Source organism: Bartonella capreoli (assembly GCF_902813205.1).
GTDB lineage: Bacteria > Pseudomonadota > Alphaproteobacteria > Rhizobiales > Rhizobiaceae > Bartonella > Bartonella schoenbuchensis.
Map to the genome: position 1 here is coordinate 162953 of NZ_CADDZX010000002.1, position 17911 is coordinate 180863.

Sequence of the window (17911 nt, forward strand, 5' to 3'; positions counted from 1 at the left end):
TTAGACCCTACTTAGTCAGTGGAAAATAGTGAATAGTGTTAACAAAAGAAAACAAACGTGCCCAGCGCACATCAAACGGCCAGCGCCAAATCTGCCATGCACTTGAACCATTACTTATAGAGAAAAAGATTAAATTTGCTCGACCAACAAGATTTTCTTCTGGAACATAACCTACACCCAAACGGCTATCATCTGAATTATGACGGTTATCACCCATCATAAAATAATGCCCTGGAGGAACCTCAAAAACTTTTGTATTATCAACCTGTGGGAAAAAACCTAAATCAAGCGTATTGTAACTTACACCATTAGACAGTGTCTCACGATAAACATCCACAGGGCGGTTGAGCTCTGTTACGTCAGCATCATCAATCTGCCCCATTAATTGGCGTGAAACAGCTTTATCATTGATATAAAGAACACCTTGACGAACCTGAACATAATCACCCGGTAATCCAACGACGCGTTTAATATAATCCACACTTGGATTGCTAGGTAAACGAAATACTACAACATCCCCTCGTTTAGGTTGAGATGCCCAAATACGTCCTGAAAAAATAGGAGGAGAAAAAGGAAGGGAAAAACGAGAATATCCATATGCATATTTGGAAACAAAAAGATAATCCCCCACAAGTAAAGTAGGACGCATAGAACCAGAAGGAATTGTAAAGGGTTGAAAAAAAAGCGTGCGAATAAGAACAGCCAAAAATAGAGCCTGAATGAGAACAGAAATCAATTCAAAGACTCCACCTTTCTCTTTCTTTTTTTGTACTTTTTCTTTTTGACTCATCATACACTGCCTTCTCATCATAAATAAAATTCATTTTTCATCATAATGCTCAAATAACAAAAGCACAATCTCTTCCCCCGTCTATCCACGTGGAAGTGCTTCTATAATAACAACTGCCTGCGCCCAAGGAAAATCATCTGTTATACTGAGATGAATGAAAGCGTTATGGTGAGGAGGCAATAACTTTTGTAATTGCAACTGCGCGCAATTTGTTAATTGCATAGTCGGTTTTCCCGACGATAAATTAACGACCTCCATGTCTTTCCAGCTAACACCACAGGCGATACCTGTCCCTAAAGCTTTAGCACATGCCTCTTTAGCGGCAAATCTTTTAGCATAAGAAAAAGAACTTTTTTGGACATTTTCAGATTTGGCCTGTTCAACATCTGTAAAAATGCGTTGGATAAAATAGTCACCATAACGAACCAACATTTTCTCAATTCGCCTTATATCAACTATATCACTGCCAAGACCTATAATCATAAAACATTACTTGAATTTTCTTGCTGCAAATGCACTCTTTGCATCATCTTCTGATATCTTTTTTGCTGGAAACGACCTATTGCCTTGTAAACACCTATATAAGACAAACCTCCAAAGACAAAACCTAAAAGAACACCGCCCAAAATCATTGGCAGCATAATAGAATCCCACGTATTCTCAAAAATTACCCATACCTTCGAAAACGTCAAGTTACTAAATATAGTGCGAATTTGGGAAAGAGAAATTTTACCCACATTTCCAAAAAGTGATAAAAATAGATAACCTATCTTATAATCAATCATAACAATAGGTAAAAATGTTAGCGGATTTGAAAAAACAGTCCCAATAATTGCTGCAGTAAAATTACCGCGTAAAATCCAAGAAAAAAATAGTGCCAAAATAATATGCAATCCAAAAAAGGGTGAGCAAGCTGAAAAAATGCCAATAGCTAACCCCAACGCTACTTTATGTGGCGTTTCTGATATGCGCAAAATACGCTTGCGCATATAACAAAATGAGCGACGCGACCAAAACCAAAGCCGAATACGCTCTCCAAAATCTACTAATTTTCGATGATGAAAAAGCATAAGATACTCATACACATACTATTTGTACAAAACAATCTTTGTTATTCAAATTAATCTCAATGAAGTTTTTGCACAAAACAGAGTATATTTAAAAATGGTTAGATATTGCGACTTCCTGGCTTAATTGCAGGAAGACAAGCAAGCTCAGGAGGTAGTGCATCAGCGGCATAAGATGCCACTTCATATTCTGCAAGCGCAATTAACGGAACTCCAACATCAACTTTACCACCAGAACGATCAAGGATACATGCACTTGCCACAACATTAGCTTTCACCTTAATTAAAGCTTCAATCGTCTCACGAATAGAAAGACCAGTTGTCACAATATCTTCGATAATTACAACTCTTGCCCCTTTTTCGATTTCAAAACGACGCAGCTGAAATATGCCATTTTCACGCTCTACCCAAATAGAAGGTACACCAAGGTGACGTGAAGTTTCATAAGAAGGAATAAGACCACCAATCGCAGGACCAACTACATAATCAATTTTTCCTTCAACACAGTCCCTAATTTTTTGAGCTAACCCACAGCATAGTTTTTCGGTTAGATCAGCATGCATGAATACTTTCGCCTTCTGCATATAAGTAGCACTATGGCGACCTGATGTTAAAATAAAATGCCCCTCTAGAATCGCATCTGCCTGTTTAAAAATATCAATTACATCTTGTGTATTCATTGCAAAATCTCGTGTTTTATCCGTGCACCCGACTCACCGCACTAACTGAGCCTGTTTCTTTTAACTGAGAAAGAATACGATTCAAGTGTTTTAGATCCCAAACCTCTAAATCAAGCACAATTTCCGTGAAATCTGAAGCCATACGGATCAAAGATAAATTTTGAATATTAGCATCATTTGCAAAAATAACCTGAGTTACTTTAGCCAAAGAGCCAGGACTATTAACAGCCCAAATATTTATCCGAGCAGGAAAACGTTCGCTTGTTTCGGTATCAAGATCCCAGCATACATCAATCCATCGTTCTGGCTGATCATCATAAGCCATTAAAGCTGAAGACTCTATTGGATAAATAACAATACCCGCACCCGGCTGCATAATACCAACAATTCGATCCCCTGGTACAGCTCCTTCAGGAGAAAATCGTATTGGAATATCTCCACTAATTCCTCGAATAGGTAATGCTTTGTATTGATCTTTCTTTTCTGAAGTTCCTTCCTTTTCATTTTTAAGCATTCTAAAGAGCATGCTTTGAGAGGTCTCAATATTAAACCGACCCTTTTCCTCAGATTTTAAAAACGACTGATGCACTCCATTGTGTTTTTGATAATCTGGATAAATTGCTTTAACCACATCAACATAAGACAATTCACCACGCCCAACAGCTGTTAATACATCTTCCACATCCTTGCGTGCCAAACGCGGTAGAACTTGTTTAAGCATATCCTTTGAAAAAGGTTTTCCCACGCATTCAAACGAACGTTCAAGAATATTATAACCTAAACCTGAATATTGCTTACGCACTGCTGCACGTGTTGCCCGGCGAATTGCGGAACGTGCCTTCCCCGTTACAACAAAAGATTCCCACGCTACCGGTGGAACTTGATCTTGTGAACGTATAATATCAACCTCATCACCATTTTTTAATTTGGTCATTAAAGGCATAATACGACCATTGATTTTCACCCCCACACAAGAATCACCAATATCGGTATGAACTGCATAAGCAAAATCAATAGGTGTGGCACCTTTTGGAAAGGCAATTAGCCGCCCTTTTGGTGTAAAGCAGAAAACCTGATCTTGAAAAAGTTCTAGCTTTGTATGTTCTAAAAACTCTTCCGGATTATCTCCATCTGATAAAGATTGAATTGTTTGACGCAACAACGCATAAGCATTGGTTTCTCTCGACAATTTCGAAACTGAATAATTAGAACCATAATCTTTATAAATGGAATGTGCTGCAACACCATATTCAGCAATCGTATTCATTGCATTGGTTCTAATTTGCAATTCAACACGCTGCCTTGAAGGTCCTACAATTGTCGTATGAATTGAACGATACTCATTTTGTTTAGGTATAGAAATATAATCTTTAAAACGACCAGGTACCATTGGCCATGTAGTATGGATAATACCAAGAGCACGGTAACAATCATCCACTGTTTCAACAATTACACGAAATCCAAAAATATCAGACAATTGCTCAAAAGATAATGCCTTGCTTTCCATTTTGCGAAAAATTGAATAAGATTTTTTCCGACGGCTTTTAACATCAACTTTAATACCATGCTGAGAAAAAAGTCTTGTCAATTCGTTTTCGATTGTAGAAAGTAAATCCTGATTACACTTCGATAATTCAGAAATTCTGTCAGTAATAATACGGTAACCTTCTGGATTTAAATAAAAGAAAGAAAGATCTTCTAATTCTTCACGCATATCCTGCATACCCATACGGCCAGCAAGTGGTGCATAAATATCCATCGTCTCCTCAGCAATCCACCGACGTTTATCATCACGCATAACACCAAGAGTACGCATATTATGAAGACGATCTGCAAGTTTGACCAAAAGAACACGGACATCATCAGAAATAGCAATAAGAAGCTTACGAAGATTTTCTGCCTGTATGGCCTTTTTCGAGACAAAATCAAGCTTATTAAGCTTTGTTAGCCCTTCAACTAACTTACCAATTTCAGATCCAAAAAGCTGATCAATTTCTGTTCGTGTAGCGCTTGTATCTTCAATTGTATCATGCAAAAGAGCAACAGCAATTGTTGCTTCATCTAAACGCATATCCGTTAAAATAATAGCAACTTCCAAAGGATGAGAAAAATAAAGATCACCCGAAGCACGCTTTTGATGCCCATGCCTTTCCATTGCATAAACGTAGGCTTTACTCAATAAAGCCTCATTTACATCAGGCTTATAACGTCGCACCCGCTCGATAAGCTCATGCTGACGCATCATGTAGGCATATCCTCAGAAATTTCATAATTTAAATATTATTGAATATTCTATCAATAAAAGGTCTCAAAATAAAATATACACTCTTAAATAAAGTATATATAATACTCTCTCTCAATAAACTACAAAATTAATAATCGTCGTTTTTCTCGGGTACAACCAAACCTTCAATACCTGCTAAAAGCCCCTCTTCCGATATAGAGTCAAATGAACATTTTTCCTCTTCCTGTGACGTGCCAAAAGCACTTTCAGACTCACTTGAGTGAGAAATAAATTCATTAACCGTTTCCGGCTCATCCACTTCCACATGCTTTTGCAATGAATGAATAAGATCTTCTTTCAAATCTGCAGGTGATAAGGTTTCATCTGCTATTTCACGTAGAGCTACAACTGGATTTTTATCATTATCACGATCAACTGTAATCTGTGCACCTTGTGAAATCTGGCGCGCTCGATGCCCGGCTAAAAGCACCAATTCAAAACGATTATCAACTTTATCAATACAATCTTCGACCGTTACGCGGGCCATTTACGCCCCTTTCTTAAAGTTCAAAATCCAATATTTAATTTAGAGTATATACAATAATCAAAACAAAAAACAAGAAAAACAATGCAAGCTTTAGCATTTTTTTGCAGAAATTTCTTGATAACATAATTGTATAAAAAGAACACAATCAACCAAGTTTAAATGACTAATAGCATTCTTTAAAAAATAAATGGAATGATATTGGTTTCAAATGGGAAAATAACCTTCCCCATTAATAGAGTGAGTTTTTTCAGATTCCAAAGCTTTAAAACTATATAATCATTCAAATTTCTTAAAAATCTTTTGAATTACAACGCTGTAATGTATTATTTATAATCGTATTAATCTAAAATAAAAGCTTTGAATTTATTTAACATTGTGCCAATCAATACTTTCTCCATCAAACAAATCATTAAGTTATTTACAAAAATAATATCTGCCGTATACCCAATAAAATAATTCAAAAATTTTTTATCAAGATAACGAATGCCTACGACCATGAACAGTCAATTAACAACATTTTGCCCAGAACCACCGCAAAATTGCGACTTATGTCCCCGTTTACACGACTTTATCTCCGGCTGGCGTATGAAAGAACCCCATTGGCACAATGCACCTGTGAGCCCATTCTTCCCCTCTAAAGGTGCTGCAACAACACGCCTTCTTATTGTCGGGCTTGCACCTGGATTGCGTGGAGCAAACCGAACTGGACGCCCTTTTACTGGTGATTATGCTGGTCTACTGCTCTATTCTACTTTAAAAAAATTTGGTTTTGCCCAAGGAACTTTTGAAGAAAGACCTGATGATAGTCTTGAATTGATTGATGCAGCAATTGTTAACTCAGTTCGTTGTGTGCCCCCAGAAAATAAACCTACCAGCACAGAAATTAATACTTGCCGATATTTTTTCGCACCTCTTTTAACAAATCTTCCTCAACTCAAAGCCGTTATTACCCTTGGCGCCATTGCCCATCATTCAACCATACGTGCTTTAAATGCAAAAGTCCCAGAACACCCTTTTGGTCACGGAGCAATAAATAATATTGGTAGATTACGCATCTTCTCAAGCTATCACTGTTCCCGCTATAATACTAATACTAACCGTTTGACAGATGCTATGTTTCATCAAATTTTTCAAACAGTGAAAACATATTTAGATCAATGCTGAAATTCCTTTAGTATTATTATAAAAAAGAAAATACAAACCAACCAAACTATCCGTATTTTTTCAACAATCTTGCTTTTTCACGTCCCCAATCACGTTTTTTTTCTGTTTCACGTTTATCATGAAGTTTTTTACCCCGCGCTATAGCAATCTCTAACTTCACACATCCTTTTTCATTAAAATAAAGTTGAAGTGGAACAATGGTCATCCCTTCACGAGAAACTGCATTAAAAAAACGTGCCATTTCGCGCTTTGAAAGCAATAACTTACGTAAACGACGTGGTTCATGATTAAAACGATTAGCTTGCGTATATTCAGGAATATAGGCATTGATCAACCATAACTCTCCATTCTCAAAGCTAGCATAACTTTCAGAAATATTAGCATTATTGGAACGTAAAGATTTAACTTCAGTTCCATGAAGCACAAGCCCAGCTTCAAGATTATCCAAAATTTCAAAATTAAAACGAGCTTTACGATTATGAGCAATTATTGTACGCGCTAGTGCATTTTTTTTTCTGTTCATGGTTATTTCAATACCATCTTATTATTGGATGAGACCAGCATGTTGTAAAGCCGCATCGATAATTCTTTTTGTAGTATCTTCTAATGGAACAATCGGTAAACGAACAGTATCACGACAAAGCCCTAATTTTGCAGCAGCATATTTAATACCTGCTGGATTTGGTTCAATAAACACTCCATAATTTAGAGGCATTAAACGATCATTTAATTCTAATGCCATTTTATAATCACCACGACGACAAGCAGCTTGAAGTTGTGTACAAAGTTTTGGAGCAACATTAGATGAAACTGAAATACACCCCACGCCACCATGTGCATTAAAACCCAATGCTGTACTATCATCACCAGAAAGCTGTACAAAATCCTTGCCACACTCTTTGCGTTGCTGACTTACCCGTTCAATGTCTCCTGTCGCATCCTTGACACCAATAATATTGTTAAAATCCTGATATAGATTTTTCATGGTTTCTACGCTCATATCAACAATAGAGCGCCCAGGAATATTATAAATTACAATCGGAATAGAAATAGCTTTCGCAATAGCTGCAAAGTGAGCATATAACCCTCTTTGATTAGGTTTATTATAATAAGGGGTTACAACCAAAACTGCATCAGCACCTGCTTTTTCTGCATGTTGGGCAAGTTCCACAGCCTCATCTGTACTATTTGACCCTGCCCCTGCAACAACAGGAATACGCTTAGCAACCTGCTCAACACATAACTCTACAACTCGCTTATGTTCTTCATGGCTTAAAGTTGGTGACTCACCCGTTGTTCCAACAGGGATTACACCATTAATACCCTGTATAACCTGCCATTCAACAAAATCGCAAAATGCTTTTTCATCGACATCACCATTTTCATCAAATGGTGTGATAAGTGCAGTCAACGCTCCCTCGAGCATGATAAACTCCTCGCAATTTAAGTTTTACTTAAAAACAATTGTCTTTTAAACTACTCATTATAGAGCATAGTCCTGCTCTATTCTTGAAACAAGAAGAATTCCATAAATGCTTTCACAACGTTAATATATTACTTCTTTCAATTTAGAATATTTCTTAAAAATACTATAATCCGTTAACGTGTCTTTCACGCTTTTTGTTTTAAAGTTTATAAAATGCTTAAAAAAGCAAGATCTTAAGATTTTTCGATGCGTGTATTTTCTGTCCATCTTCTCATACCAATTTTTACTACATTAATATTGGCAATTTTGTGCTCAAATGCGTTTTCTCAAACAGTTTTGCCACCGAAAAAAATACCAATCCCTTTAGCTCGACCTTACCCATTTGCAATAACAGAAAAACCTAAGAACCAACTTAAATCGACTAACAATACAATTAACAACAATCTTACGACTAACGATATCATTTCAGTCAATCAACTTAAATTAGGTTTAGATACCCTTTCAAATAAAAATATTGCAAAAACGATAGCTCTTCGTAACACAATGGCGAAAAATAGCCTTGACCGCCATATTTTAACATGGGCAATCAACACATCAAATCATACTGACGTACCCAGCTCTGAACTATTTAACGCAATTAATGAATTAAAAGGGTGGCCTGGCATGGCCACTATGAAACGTAATGCTGAACGTGCTTTTATCAATGAAACTAGTTCTTCACAAATAATCATTCAAAAATTTGCACACACACATCCCCTTACCGTACAAGGTATGGCTGCATTTGTTAAAGCGCTTATAACAACTGGGAAAACCACCCGTGCACGACAAATTATTGCACCATGGTGGTATAAAGCACAACTTAGTGCAAAAGAAGAAGAGCTCATCCTTAAAAACGCAAGCGCTGCACTAAAACCTGTTGACCATCTAAAACGCATGCAGATTATGCTGTATGAAAACCGTATTGATTCAGCTGGGCGAATCGCAACGTTAGCTCGTGCCCAATCTCTTTTTAACGCTTTTGCTGCAGTTACAAATAATGACCCTAGAGCTGCACAAAAATTACAAGCTGTTGATCGATCTTGGAAACAAGATCCTCTCTTACAATTTGCTCATATTCGCTATCTTAGGCGAACCGGACAATACAGTGCTGCGGCAACACTCATGACGAAAGCACCTCAAGATGCAGCAAGCCTTATTAACCCTGATGCATGGTGGATAGAACGGCGCACTATTTCCCGCGAAATGCTCGATTTAAATAAACCTAAAATTGCTTATCAACTCGTTGCAACCCACACCGGTTTAACACCTTCATTAGCAGCTGACGCTGAATTCCATGCAGGATGGTATGCATTAAGATTTCTTCATGATCCTAAATTGGCAATGCGCCATTTTACACGTATTCCTCAGTTATCTCCTCATTATTTTTCAAAATCCCGTGGTTATTATTGGATGGGACGAACAGCAGAAACCCTAGGTGATCATGAAAATGCTCAGCATTATTTTCGTCGTGCTGCCCGTTTTAATATAACTTATTATGGTCAATTAGCAGCTTCACGACTTAATCAAAAAAAGCTTAGTATTTCCTTTCCTAAGCCAACAACTATTGAACGGCAACGTTTTAGCGCACGAAAAGCTGTAAAAATTATTCAACGACTTGAAGCTGCCGAGTATGCTAATCTTGCTAACATTTTCTATAGAGAACTTAGTAAAGAAATAGAGAGCCCTGGGGAATTAGCCCTTCTGGCCGTTATGGCAGAAAAAAAAGGCGACTATCATACCAGTCTTAAAATAGGTAAAACTGCTGTTTTTCAAGGGAAAAATGTCGGTGCACTATCCCACCCTATCGGTGCCATTCCACCATCTGCTAACATTTCTGCAACAGAAAAAGCTCTCGTCTATGCTATTGCACGCCAAGAAAGCGAATTTAACCCAACAGCTACATCAAAAGCAGGAGCCCAAGGTATGCTCCAATTATTACCAACAACAGCAAAAGAACTTGCAGATAAATATTCGATTGCATGGTCACCGCAAAAGTTTAAAAACGATCCTAGTTATAATACTACATTAGGTGCTCATTTTCTAGGTGAACAGTTGGAACGTTTTAACGGATCTTATATATTAACTTTTATTGGTTATAATGCAGGGCCTCGTCGTGCAAATGAATGGATAGAACGTTATGGCGACCCTAGAGGACAATCTCTCGATAAAGTTGTCGATTGGGTTGAGCGGATCCCTTATCCAGAAACACGTAACTATGTAATGCGCGTTATGGAAAATTATGTAGTTTACAAAACACGTTTTCATGGAACAACAGATATTAAAACGCACCTTGTTACGGGATACTAAAGATCATCAATTTAATTCATTTAAAAAAAATTTTTTGGCTACTATTTATTTCATAAATTATAATGCCATACTAATTTTGAAAATATACACCATAAAAGCTGATTCAAAAGCCCAATATAACAAAATCTACTTGTTTTGAATGAATATCAATGCACTTTAATCTAATCTTTTTTGTACAAGATATATTCTGTTCACGGATAAAACTGTGTAAAATCAGTTAAATATTAAAGATATTCTAATAATTTTATTCTCTTTTGAAGATGGGGGAGGAGGAAGAATACCAACACGCTGAAGTGCTGCCATAGCTAATCGATCAAGTTCCTGATCATTAGAAGAAAATGCAATACGGCTTGCAAAAATATTTCCCTGCTTATGCACTTTAAATTCTAATTGTACTACCCCTTTTGCATGAGTAGTACGGTGCCTTATAACATAATTTTTTTGCCTTTCTAATTGTGCTTGTACCTTTGCCAACCACTGCATAGATAATGCATCATCAAGCTTTGTATAATTATTCTTACTAACCGCAAACGAGTGTACTGATTTTGTATCGCTTTGTTTTGCTGCAATTTTTGACACTGATAATGCTTTTTTGACAAGCGCTTTATGTGCCATTTTAGAAGTTTGAGATTCTTTCAAAGTTTTTTCTACTATAAAATCATTTTTTTCTATAATAGGTTGGAGTTCTTGCGAAGATTGCATCTCTTCTGAAAATTGAGATTCCATCGATTGAACCTCATTGAGTGCTGGCTCTGATATCTTTTGTTCTTGCTCTAAAACACTAGACTGCAATATTTCCAAATCCGTATTAGTATTAATATTAGGGTGTGAAATTTCTTGTGCAAAAGTCAGCATAATCGCCGGTGGAAATACATTATCGCTCACATTAATATTTTGAAAATAAAACTGTATCCCCAATACAGCATGTAAAGAAAGAGCACTCATAAACGCCCCTATCCAAAGGATTGATAACCGCCTAGTATTTGTAAAATTCATAATCTCCATCCATTAGTATTCTACATTAAATTAGCACCAAATTGTATTAAAACTGATCCTTTTTAAATTACAACTTTTTTCTTGACGCTTTTTGTCATGTTTAATATATTACTTTTACTTCATATTGGGATCATTAGGGCTCGGTTAACTGATCTTTGTGGTTGGGGAACGGGGTTTTTGTGGTGTGAAATATTTTAAAGTTACGGGGCATTAGAGAAATTTTAAAAATTTTTAATGGTGTCTTATGCAAATAAAACCAAAAAGTATTTATAAAAGTTGTATAACTTTAAGCGCATTATCAATCTGGATACCCTCTTTCGTTTTTGCACAAAACAGCAATATTATTTTTTCACAAAACAGCAATTCGAACACCGTAATTGAGCTCAACCCAATTGTGATTGAAAAAAGGGAAACGATAAATCCTCTGGATACAGTAACAGTTTTAACTGACCGTGAAACTGCTCGAGATATTGAACAAAAACAAATAAATGATATCCACGATATTGGACGTCTTAATCCAGCTATAACTTATAATTCAAATAATGACAGTTTTGTAATTCGTGGTTTAAGTGCCAATCGCGTTCTCGTGACGATGGATGGCATTCCCCTTCCGTGGCTTAATGATGGAGTACGTGGTGTTAAGGGTGGGAGTTCAATGTTTGACCTTAATGCCCTTTCTACACTTGATATCATTAGAGGATCAGATTCTAGCCGTTATGGCTCTGGAGCACTAAGTGGAATTGTTGCTTTACGTACTCTTGATCCTGAAGACCTTCTCACAGAAGAAAAAAATTGGGGTAGTCTTACAAAGGGCAGTTACAATTCTGCTGATAGTAGCTGGCATATAGATGAAGCTTTTGCAGTACGATTTTACCAAACCTTTCTACTGTTCCAAGGATCTCGTGTAGGAGGTCATGAACGCAAAAATATGGGAACTGTAGATACTTACGGAAGTGAGCGTACACGCGCAAATCCTGCTGATTTTGACCAAAATAATCTGCTTTTTAAAATGCATCAATATTTAAATAGCGATCATAAGGTTGGTTTTACAGCAGAACGTTTTTCTTATAATAAAGACACTCATTCATTAAATGCTTCCTCCACAACATATTCTCCAGGCTCAGTTTATGATAAGAATAATAAATATCGTGAGCGTTTTTCGATTTTCTACGATTATAGTGGTAATGGAGATGCTGTTTTTGATGCATTCCATGGACAACTTTATTGGCAGAAACTATCAAATAACCAGGTTTTAAAAGGGCATCGTATCAAACAGCCACAAGGGAACTATTTAAGAGATAACCTTATACGTAATATTAATTATGGCTTTAATGCCGATAGTCTCAAAAAAATTGATATAGGTACTATCAGTCATACGCTGAAATTTTCTACTGACATCTTTGCATCCAAACTGCATCAATATGCGTCTGGTCAAGATAATTGTCACTTGAGAGAGAATGCACGTGGATGTGCTTTTTTACATACCAATCAATCTGATACACCAGATACTCATAGCCATGGTTTTAGTTTAGCTTTTGAAGATGCAATTGGTTTTTCTAATAACCATGTTCGCGTTATACCTGGAATCCGCTACGACTGGTACAAACACGTCCCGCAAAAAACACCTTCTTATAAAAAAACAACCATTTCTAAAGAACAGCTTACAGAAAATGGCGGTTCGCATTTTTCTCCCAAATTGCGTGTAGAATGGGATGCTAATGATCAAGTGACATTTTATGGCCAGTGGGCACAAGCTTTCCGTGCACCAAGTGTTTCCGAACTCTACCTCATCTATGTTAATCCCTCTTTTTATTATACGGCTGGCAACCCCAATCTTAAGCCAGAAATCAGCAATGGGTATGATATTGGTATAAAATACGGAAATGTAAATTTTGATGGTTCTATCAGCATCTTCACCAATCAATATAAAAACTTTATTGATATTATAGATAAAGGACCATCACGAGAATTTATGTTAGCACGCAAACATTACATAAATCGTGCTCATGTTCGTATCTCTGGTATTGAAGCTAAAACATCTTTAGCTCTTAATCAAAATTTCCATAGTAATTTTTCCTTTGCATACGCACAAGGAAAAGATCTTGATAAAAATGAATATCTCAACTCAATCCCAGCTTTAAAAGCTATTATAGGATTTGGGTATGCACAAGAGACTTGGGGAGCTGATATTATGCTCACTTTAGCCGCTAAACGTGATAAAGTAGAAAAGAATTCCGATTATGCAAAAACTCCAAGTTATAAATTAGTTGATGTGGTGGGATGGTGGGAACCTTTTGGTGAAAAAGGCCCTATTATAAGAGTTGGGGTTTACAACCTTTTCAATAAAAAATATTGGAATGCAACTGATCTTCCTTCTGCTTCACCTAGGGGTGCACCACCACCACCTAAAGACTATTTCAGTCAGCCAGGTCGTAACTTTAAGGTATCGCTTGTGCAAAAATTTTAACTATCTTTATTAGAAATTTCAAAAATCATATTAAAAAGGAGAAATATCGCGCTTTATTTTCTTTTTTCCTTAAACAAAAAATTGAGATAAGCGCTTTTAATGTTTCTAATTTACCTGGTTTTGGTTGTTCTATTATCGATAATAAAGATTGATGGTAAGCTGAACTATTGCAAAGCTATAGTTCAGCTCATCGTTTTAAGATTATAAAATATGGGAAGTCTACTTCAAATAAGTAATTCAAGGAAAATTTATGTCCTACACAGCTGAAGAAATTATTAGACTGCGAGAAAAAAAAGAAATGCGTAATCGTGATTTTGCTACTTCGATTGGCATATCTGAAGCAGAGCTTATTGCTGCTTATTGTACTACCGAAAAAGCAAAAAAATTAAATGCTGATGTGACTACTCTCCTTAAAAATGCTCCCAAAATTGGAACAGTTATGGTATTAACACGTAATGAGTATGCTGTTCACGAAAAAATAGGATGTTTTGAAAAAATTGTGCAAAACCAACATGTTCCTATAACGCTTGGTGAAATCGATTTGCGTATCTTTCCAAAACAATGGAAATTTGGTTTTGAATATGAAATGGTTGTTTTTGGAAAACCTACTAAAAGTTTGCAATTTTTTGATCAGTACGGTGTTGCTATCTTCAAAATTTATTCTAAAGATACAACAAATATGGAGGAATGGAATATACTTGTTAAAAAATTGCTCAGTAAAGATCAGTTACCTAATCTTGAAATTCAGCCCTCTCCTACCCTCACACAACATGATACAGCAGATATAAATGTTGAAAAATTCCGCGATCGTTGGCGACAAATGACTGATGTACATCAACTTCATGAAATTATTTCAGAATTTAAAATCAATCGACATGATGCTGTAAAATATGCTGGTAATGAATTTGCTGATGAATTAAGCGTAGAATCTCTTGAAATGTTGCTAAACAAAATCGCACAACAAAAAATACCAATTATGTGTTTTGTTGGCAATAAAGGGTGCATTCAAATTTTCAGTGGACAAATTAAAAATATTAAACAAATAGGCCCTTGGCTTAATATCCTTGATAAAAAATTTAACCTTCATATGCTTGTTTCTGGTATTGATAAAATATGGCGTGTTCGTAAACCCACTCGCGATGGTTATGTCAGTTCACTAGAAGTTTTTGATAAAAATGGTGAGATGATTGTTCAATTTTTTGGCCTAAGAAAAGAGGGCCAAAAAGAACGTGAAGATTGGCGTTCTTTATTGAATGATTTGCCTCCATACTAGAAAACAACAATTACTTTAAAAAGGTAAGGTAAGAAATGTCCACACTTCTTTTGCGCAGATTATCAAACCTTATTTTTATTTCCATTTTGTTTTATTTTACCTCTTTTTCTCATCAAGCAATCGCTGAAATTACAACCAGTTTTCCTAAAAATGCACGAATTGTTTCGATTGGTGGATCTCTCACAGAAATTGTCTATGCATTAGGAGCTCAAGATCAGCTTGTTGCTCGCGACAGTACGAGTATATACCCCCGAGAAGCACTCAAACTCCCTGAGCTTGGATATATGCGAGCCCTTTCACCCGAAGGAGTTTTATCGCTCACCCCAGAAGGTATATTGCTGATTGAAGGAAGTGGTCCTCCCTTAACAATTGACATTCTCAAAAAAACGTCAATACCGTTAGTGATTGTGCCAGAAAATTTTTCTCGTGAAAATGTAATAGAAAAAATTCACCTTGTTGGCAAAGCACTTCACCGAGAAACACAAGCAGCTGCATTAATTAAAAAGATAAACCGTAGCTTCATGGATAACGATATGCTTTTGGCAAAAGTAACTAAACCAAAACGCGTTCTTGTTATTTTTTCAATGCAAAACGGGCGTATCATGGTATCTGGAACAAATACAGCTGCCGATGGTATGATAAAACTTTCAGGTGGTATTAACGCCATCTCTAGTTATAAAGGATATAAACCTTTAAATAATGAGGCCTTATTAAAATCAAATCCCGATGTTATCTTGCTTATGACACATCCCAAAAATTCATCCCAAATTGACCAAATTTTAGCCATACCAGCAATTCAAGCTACACCCGCAGTACAAAATCATGCTATTAAACAAATAGATGCTATGTATTTTTTAAGTTTTGGTCCACGTACTGCAGAGGCATCAAAAGAACTGATTAATCTGCTTTATAGTGAGAATTAAAATGGTAAGAGCTAATAAAAATGATCAATAGCATCTCAACAGCACAAGCACCTGAAATTAAAAAAGAAAAGCATGCAATTCGAGGAAAAATTGCATTATTAAGTTTAATAATATTTCTTATTTTTAGCATTTTAGTAGGGTTATTAAACGGCGCGTCTAATGTTTCTTTTATTAATCTTATTCATGCGATTCTTACACAAGATTCTTCAGTAAGCAGTAAAACCCATGATTATCTTGTGCTTATTGATATAAGACTTCCCCGTATCATCTTGGGTTTATTAGTTGGTTCAGCTTTAGCTGTTTCTGGTGTTCTTATGCAGGGAATTTTCCGTAATCCCCTTGCTGATCCTGGAATTGTAGGTGTATCAGCAGGTGCAAGTCTTGGTGCTGTTTTAGCAATTGTTGTAGGTGTTACTTTTCCGCCCCTATTTCCACCTTTTTTAGAATCTTATAAAGTCATTATAAATGCTTTTTTGGGCGGACTTTTATCAACAATTACTCTCTACGCAATCGCAACACGTCATAATTGTACTTCTATTGCAACAATGCTTCTTGCGGGAATTGCTCTCAGCGCTTTAAATAGTGCTATCGTTGGAGCTTTAATCTTTATCGCAAACGATCAACAATTGCGTGATATTACCTTTTGGAACCTTGGATCTCTTGCGGGTGCGACATGGTTAAAAGTTGGGTTTATTATACCTTTTGTTGGAATTGGTCTCTTTTTTTCTCCATTTTTGTCACGCGCACTAAATGCTTTGTCTCTTGGAGAAGCTGTTGCCAGTCATATTGGTTTTCATATTCAAAAAGTTAAAAATATTTCTATTATACTTGTTGCTCTTATGTGCGGTGGTGCAGTTGCTGTCAGCGGTGGCATTAGTTTTATTGGCATTATAGTCCCACATATTTTACGCCTGCTTATTGGGCCTGATCATCGCTATCTTATTCCTTGTTCTATTCTTTTAGGAGCAGCTTTGCTTATTTGTGCTGATACATTTGCGCGCTTTATTATTGCCCCTGCAGAATTACCAATCGGGATTGTTACAGCACTCTTTGGAGCACCCTTCTTTCTTTGGATTCTCATATATCAACGGGGGATAAATGTTTTATGATTGAGGCAATTAATCTTTGCATTCAACGCAGAAAAACATACATTATCGATCACATTAATCTTCAAATTAAAAGTGGTACTTTCACTGTCATTATTGGTCCAAATGGATCTGGAAAAAGCACTTTCATTAAAGCATTGAGTGGAGAGATTCCCTATAGAGGAAAAATGACATTGAATGGTCATGATATTACCAAGACAAAAACTTGTAAAATGGCAATGATGCGTGCAGTTCTACCGCAATCAACAACACTAGCTTTTCCATTCTTAGTTCATGAAGTGGTAAAACTCGGCCTTTCTATTCACCAACGTGATATAACAAAAACAGAACTGAAAATTTTGCCTAAAAAAGCTCTAGAACGTGTTGGTTTAGCTAACTATAGTGACCGGTATTATCATGAATTATCAGGTGGAGAACAAGCTAGAGTACAACTTGCCCGTGTACTTTGCCAAGTATGGACACCTGTTTATAACAAAATCCCTCGTTGGCTAATATTAGATGAACCTATTGCCAACCTTGATATCCAACATCAGCTCATTGTTATGAATATTGCTCAAAATTTTGCTCGTTGTGGTGGTGGTGTTCTTGCTGTCCTGCATGATCTTAATTTGGCTGCTTGCTACGCAAATAAAATAATACTGTTCAGTCAGGGAAAAATTTATTGTCAAGGAAATGCTTCCTCCGTTTTAACAACGCAAAATTTGCGTGATGTTTATCACTGTCCTTTAAGCGTTTCTACATTACCTAAAGCAGATATCCCTTTTATATTACCACAGACAGCAACTTACTTATAAACATGAAATAGTACCTTTTTCTAATATATTTTATTAAATAGAAAAATTAAAGCACAAATCTCATAATATACTGGTTTTTTTAATATTTTAATGGCTTGAGCTTTATAA

General features: G+C 36.2%; 16 protein-coding genes. 7 read left to right on the plus strand and 9 right to left on the minus strand.

The window, feature by feature from the left end; translation table 11 throughout:
- Nucleotides 1–7: 7 nt before the first annotated feature.
- From lepB to rpoZ, 6 genes are all read right to left on the minus strand, one after another.
- The gene (lepB, locus tag J7R05_RS02710; RefSeq protein WP_208541209.1) at nucleotides 8–790 is read right to left on the minus strand and encodes a signal peptidase I; all 783 of its coding nucleotides are present in this window, start codon (nucleotides 788–790) and stop codon (nucleotides 8–10) included.
- Between the two features lie 81 nt (nucleotides 791–871).
- Nucleotides 872–1273 carry a holo-ACP synthase gene (gene acpS / locus J7R05_RS02715; RefSeq protein WP_078689560.1) on the minus strand — a complete coding sequence of 134 codons (402 nt, stop codon included), beginning with the start codon at nucleotides 1271–1273 and terminating at the stop codon, nucleotides 872–874.
- On the minus strand, nucleotides 1270–1860 hold the full coding sequence (locus J7R05_RS02720) for a DUF2062 domain-containing protein (protein ID WP_208541094.1): 591 nt from the start codon (nucleotides 1858–1860) through the stop codon (nucleotides 1270–1272). Before J7R05_RS02720 ends, acpS begins: the two co-directional genes overlap by 4 nt.
- Nucleotides 1861–1958: 98 nt before the next feature.
- Entirely contained in the window at nucleotides 1959–2537 is a 579-nt protein-coding gene (gene pyrE / locus J7R05_RS02725; protein ID WP_078689558.1) for an orotate phosphoribosyltransferase, read from the minus strand.
- Between the two features lie 16 nt (nucleotides 2538–2553).
- Nucleotides 2554–4782 carry a RelA/SpoT family protein gene (locus tag J7R05_RS02730; RefSeq protein ID WP_208541095.1) on the minus strand — a complete coding sequence of 743 codons (2229 nt, stop codon included), beginning with the start codon at nucleotides 4780–4782 and terminating at the stop codon, nucleotides 2554–2556.
- 127 nt (nucleotides 4783–4909) lie between these two features.
- Nucleotides 4910–5308, minus strand: a complete 399-nt coding sequence (gene rpoZ / locus J7R05_RS02735; protein ID WP_010703534.1) for a DNA-directed RNA polymerase subunit omega — start codon at nucleotides 5306–5308, stop codon at nucleotides 4910–4912.
- A gap of 495 nt (nucleotides 5309–5803) precedes the next feature.
- Here rpoZ and J7R05_RS02740 point away from each other — a divergent pair, with 495 nt between their 5' ends.
- A complete protein-coding gene (locus tag J7R05_RS02740; protein ID WP_208541210.1) occupies nucleotides 5804–6472 on the plus strand; it encodes a uracil-DNA glycosylase in 669 nt (222 codons plus the stop codon).
- Between the two features lie 46 nt (nucleotides 6473–6518).
- Here J7R05_RS02740 and smpB read toward each other — a convergent pair whose 3' ends face one another.
- Both smpB and dapA read right to left on the minus strand, forming a co-directional pair.
- Nucleotides 6519–6995, minus strand: coding sequence for an SsrA-binding protein SmpB (gene smpB, locus J7R05_RS02745; RefSeq protein WP_078689555.1), 477 nt, complete (start codon nucleotides 6993–6995; stop codon nucleotides 6519–6521).
- Between the two features lie 21 nt (nucleotides 6996–7016).
- Entirely contained in the window at nucleotides 7017–7898 is an 882-nt protein-coding gene (gene dapA / locus J7R05_RS02750; protein WP_208541096.1) for a 4-hydroxy-tetrahydrodipicolinate synthase, read from the minus strand.
- Between the two features lie 246 nt (nucleotides 7899–8144).
- Between dapA and J7R05_RS02755 the strand changes: the two genes are divergently transcribed.
- On the plus strand, nucleotides 8145–10244 hold the full coding sequence (locus J7R05_RS02755) for a lytic transglycosylase domain-containing protein (protein ID WP_208541097.1): 2100 nt from the start codon (nucleotides 8145–8147) through the stop codon (nucleotides 10242–10244).
- 213 nt (nucleotides 10245–10457) lie between these two features.
- On the opposite strand, the gene J7R05_RS02760 is transcribed toward J7R05_RS02755, so the two are convergent.
- Nucleotides 10458–11240, minus strand: a complete 783-nt coding sequence (locus J7R05_RS02760) for an energy transducer TonB family protein (protein ID WP_208541098.1) — start codon at nucleotides 11238–11240, stop codon at nucleotides 10458–10460.
- A gap of 244 nt (nucleotides 11241–11484) precedes the next feature.
- Between J7R05_RS02760 and J7R05_RS02765 the strand changes: the two genes are divergently transcribed.
- The 5 genes from J7R05_RS02765 (at nucleotide 11485) to J7R05_RS02785 (ending at nucleotide 17803) form a co-directional block, all read left to right on the plus strand.
- A complete protein-coding gene (locus J7R05_RS02765) occupies nucleotides 11485–13707 on the plus strand; it encodes a TonB-dependent hemoglobin/transferrin/lactoferrin family receptor (protein WP_208541099.1) in 2223 nt (740 codons plus the stop codon).
- 250 nt (nucleotides 13708–13957) lie between these two features.
- Nucleotides 13958–14980 carry a hemin-degrading factor gene (locus J7R05_RS02770; protein WP_208541100.1) on the plus strand — a complete coding sequence of 341 codons (1023 nt, stop codon included), beginning with the start codon at nucleotides 13958–13960 and terminating at the stop codon, nucleotides 14978–14980.
- Nucleotides 14981–15015: 35 nt separating this feature from the next.
- Entirely contained in the window at nucleotides 15016–15903 is an 888-nt protein-coding gene (locus J7R05_RS02775; RefSeq protein WP_208541101.1) for a heme/hemin ABC transporter substrate-binding protein, read from the plus strand.
- A gap of 20 nt (nucleotides 15904–15923) precedes the next feature.
- On the plus strand, nucleotides 15924–17012 hold the full coding sequence (locus J7R05_RS02780) for a FecCD family ABC transporter permease (protein ID WP_208541102.1): 1089 nt from the start codon (nucleotides 15924–15926) through the stop codon (nucleotides 17010–17012).
- On the plus strand, nucleotides 17009–17803 hold the full coding sequence (locus J7R05_RS02785; protein WP_208541103.1) for a heme ABC transporter ATP-binding protein: 795 nt from the start codon (nucleotides 17009–17011) through the stop codon (nucleotides 17801–17803). Before J7R05_RS02780 ends, J7R05_RS02785 begins: the two co-directional genes overlap by 4 nt.
- Nucleotides 17804–17911: the final 108 nt, after the last annotated feature.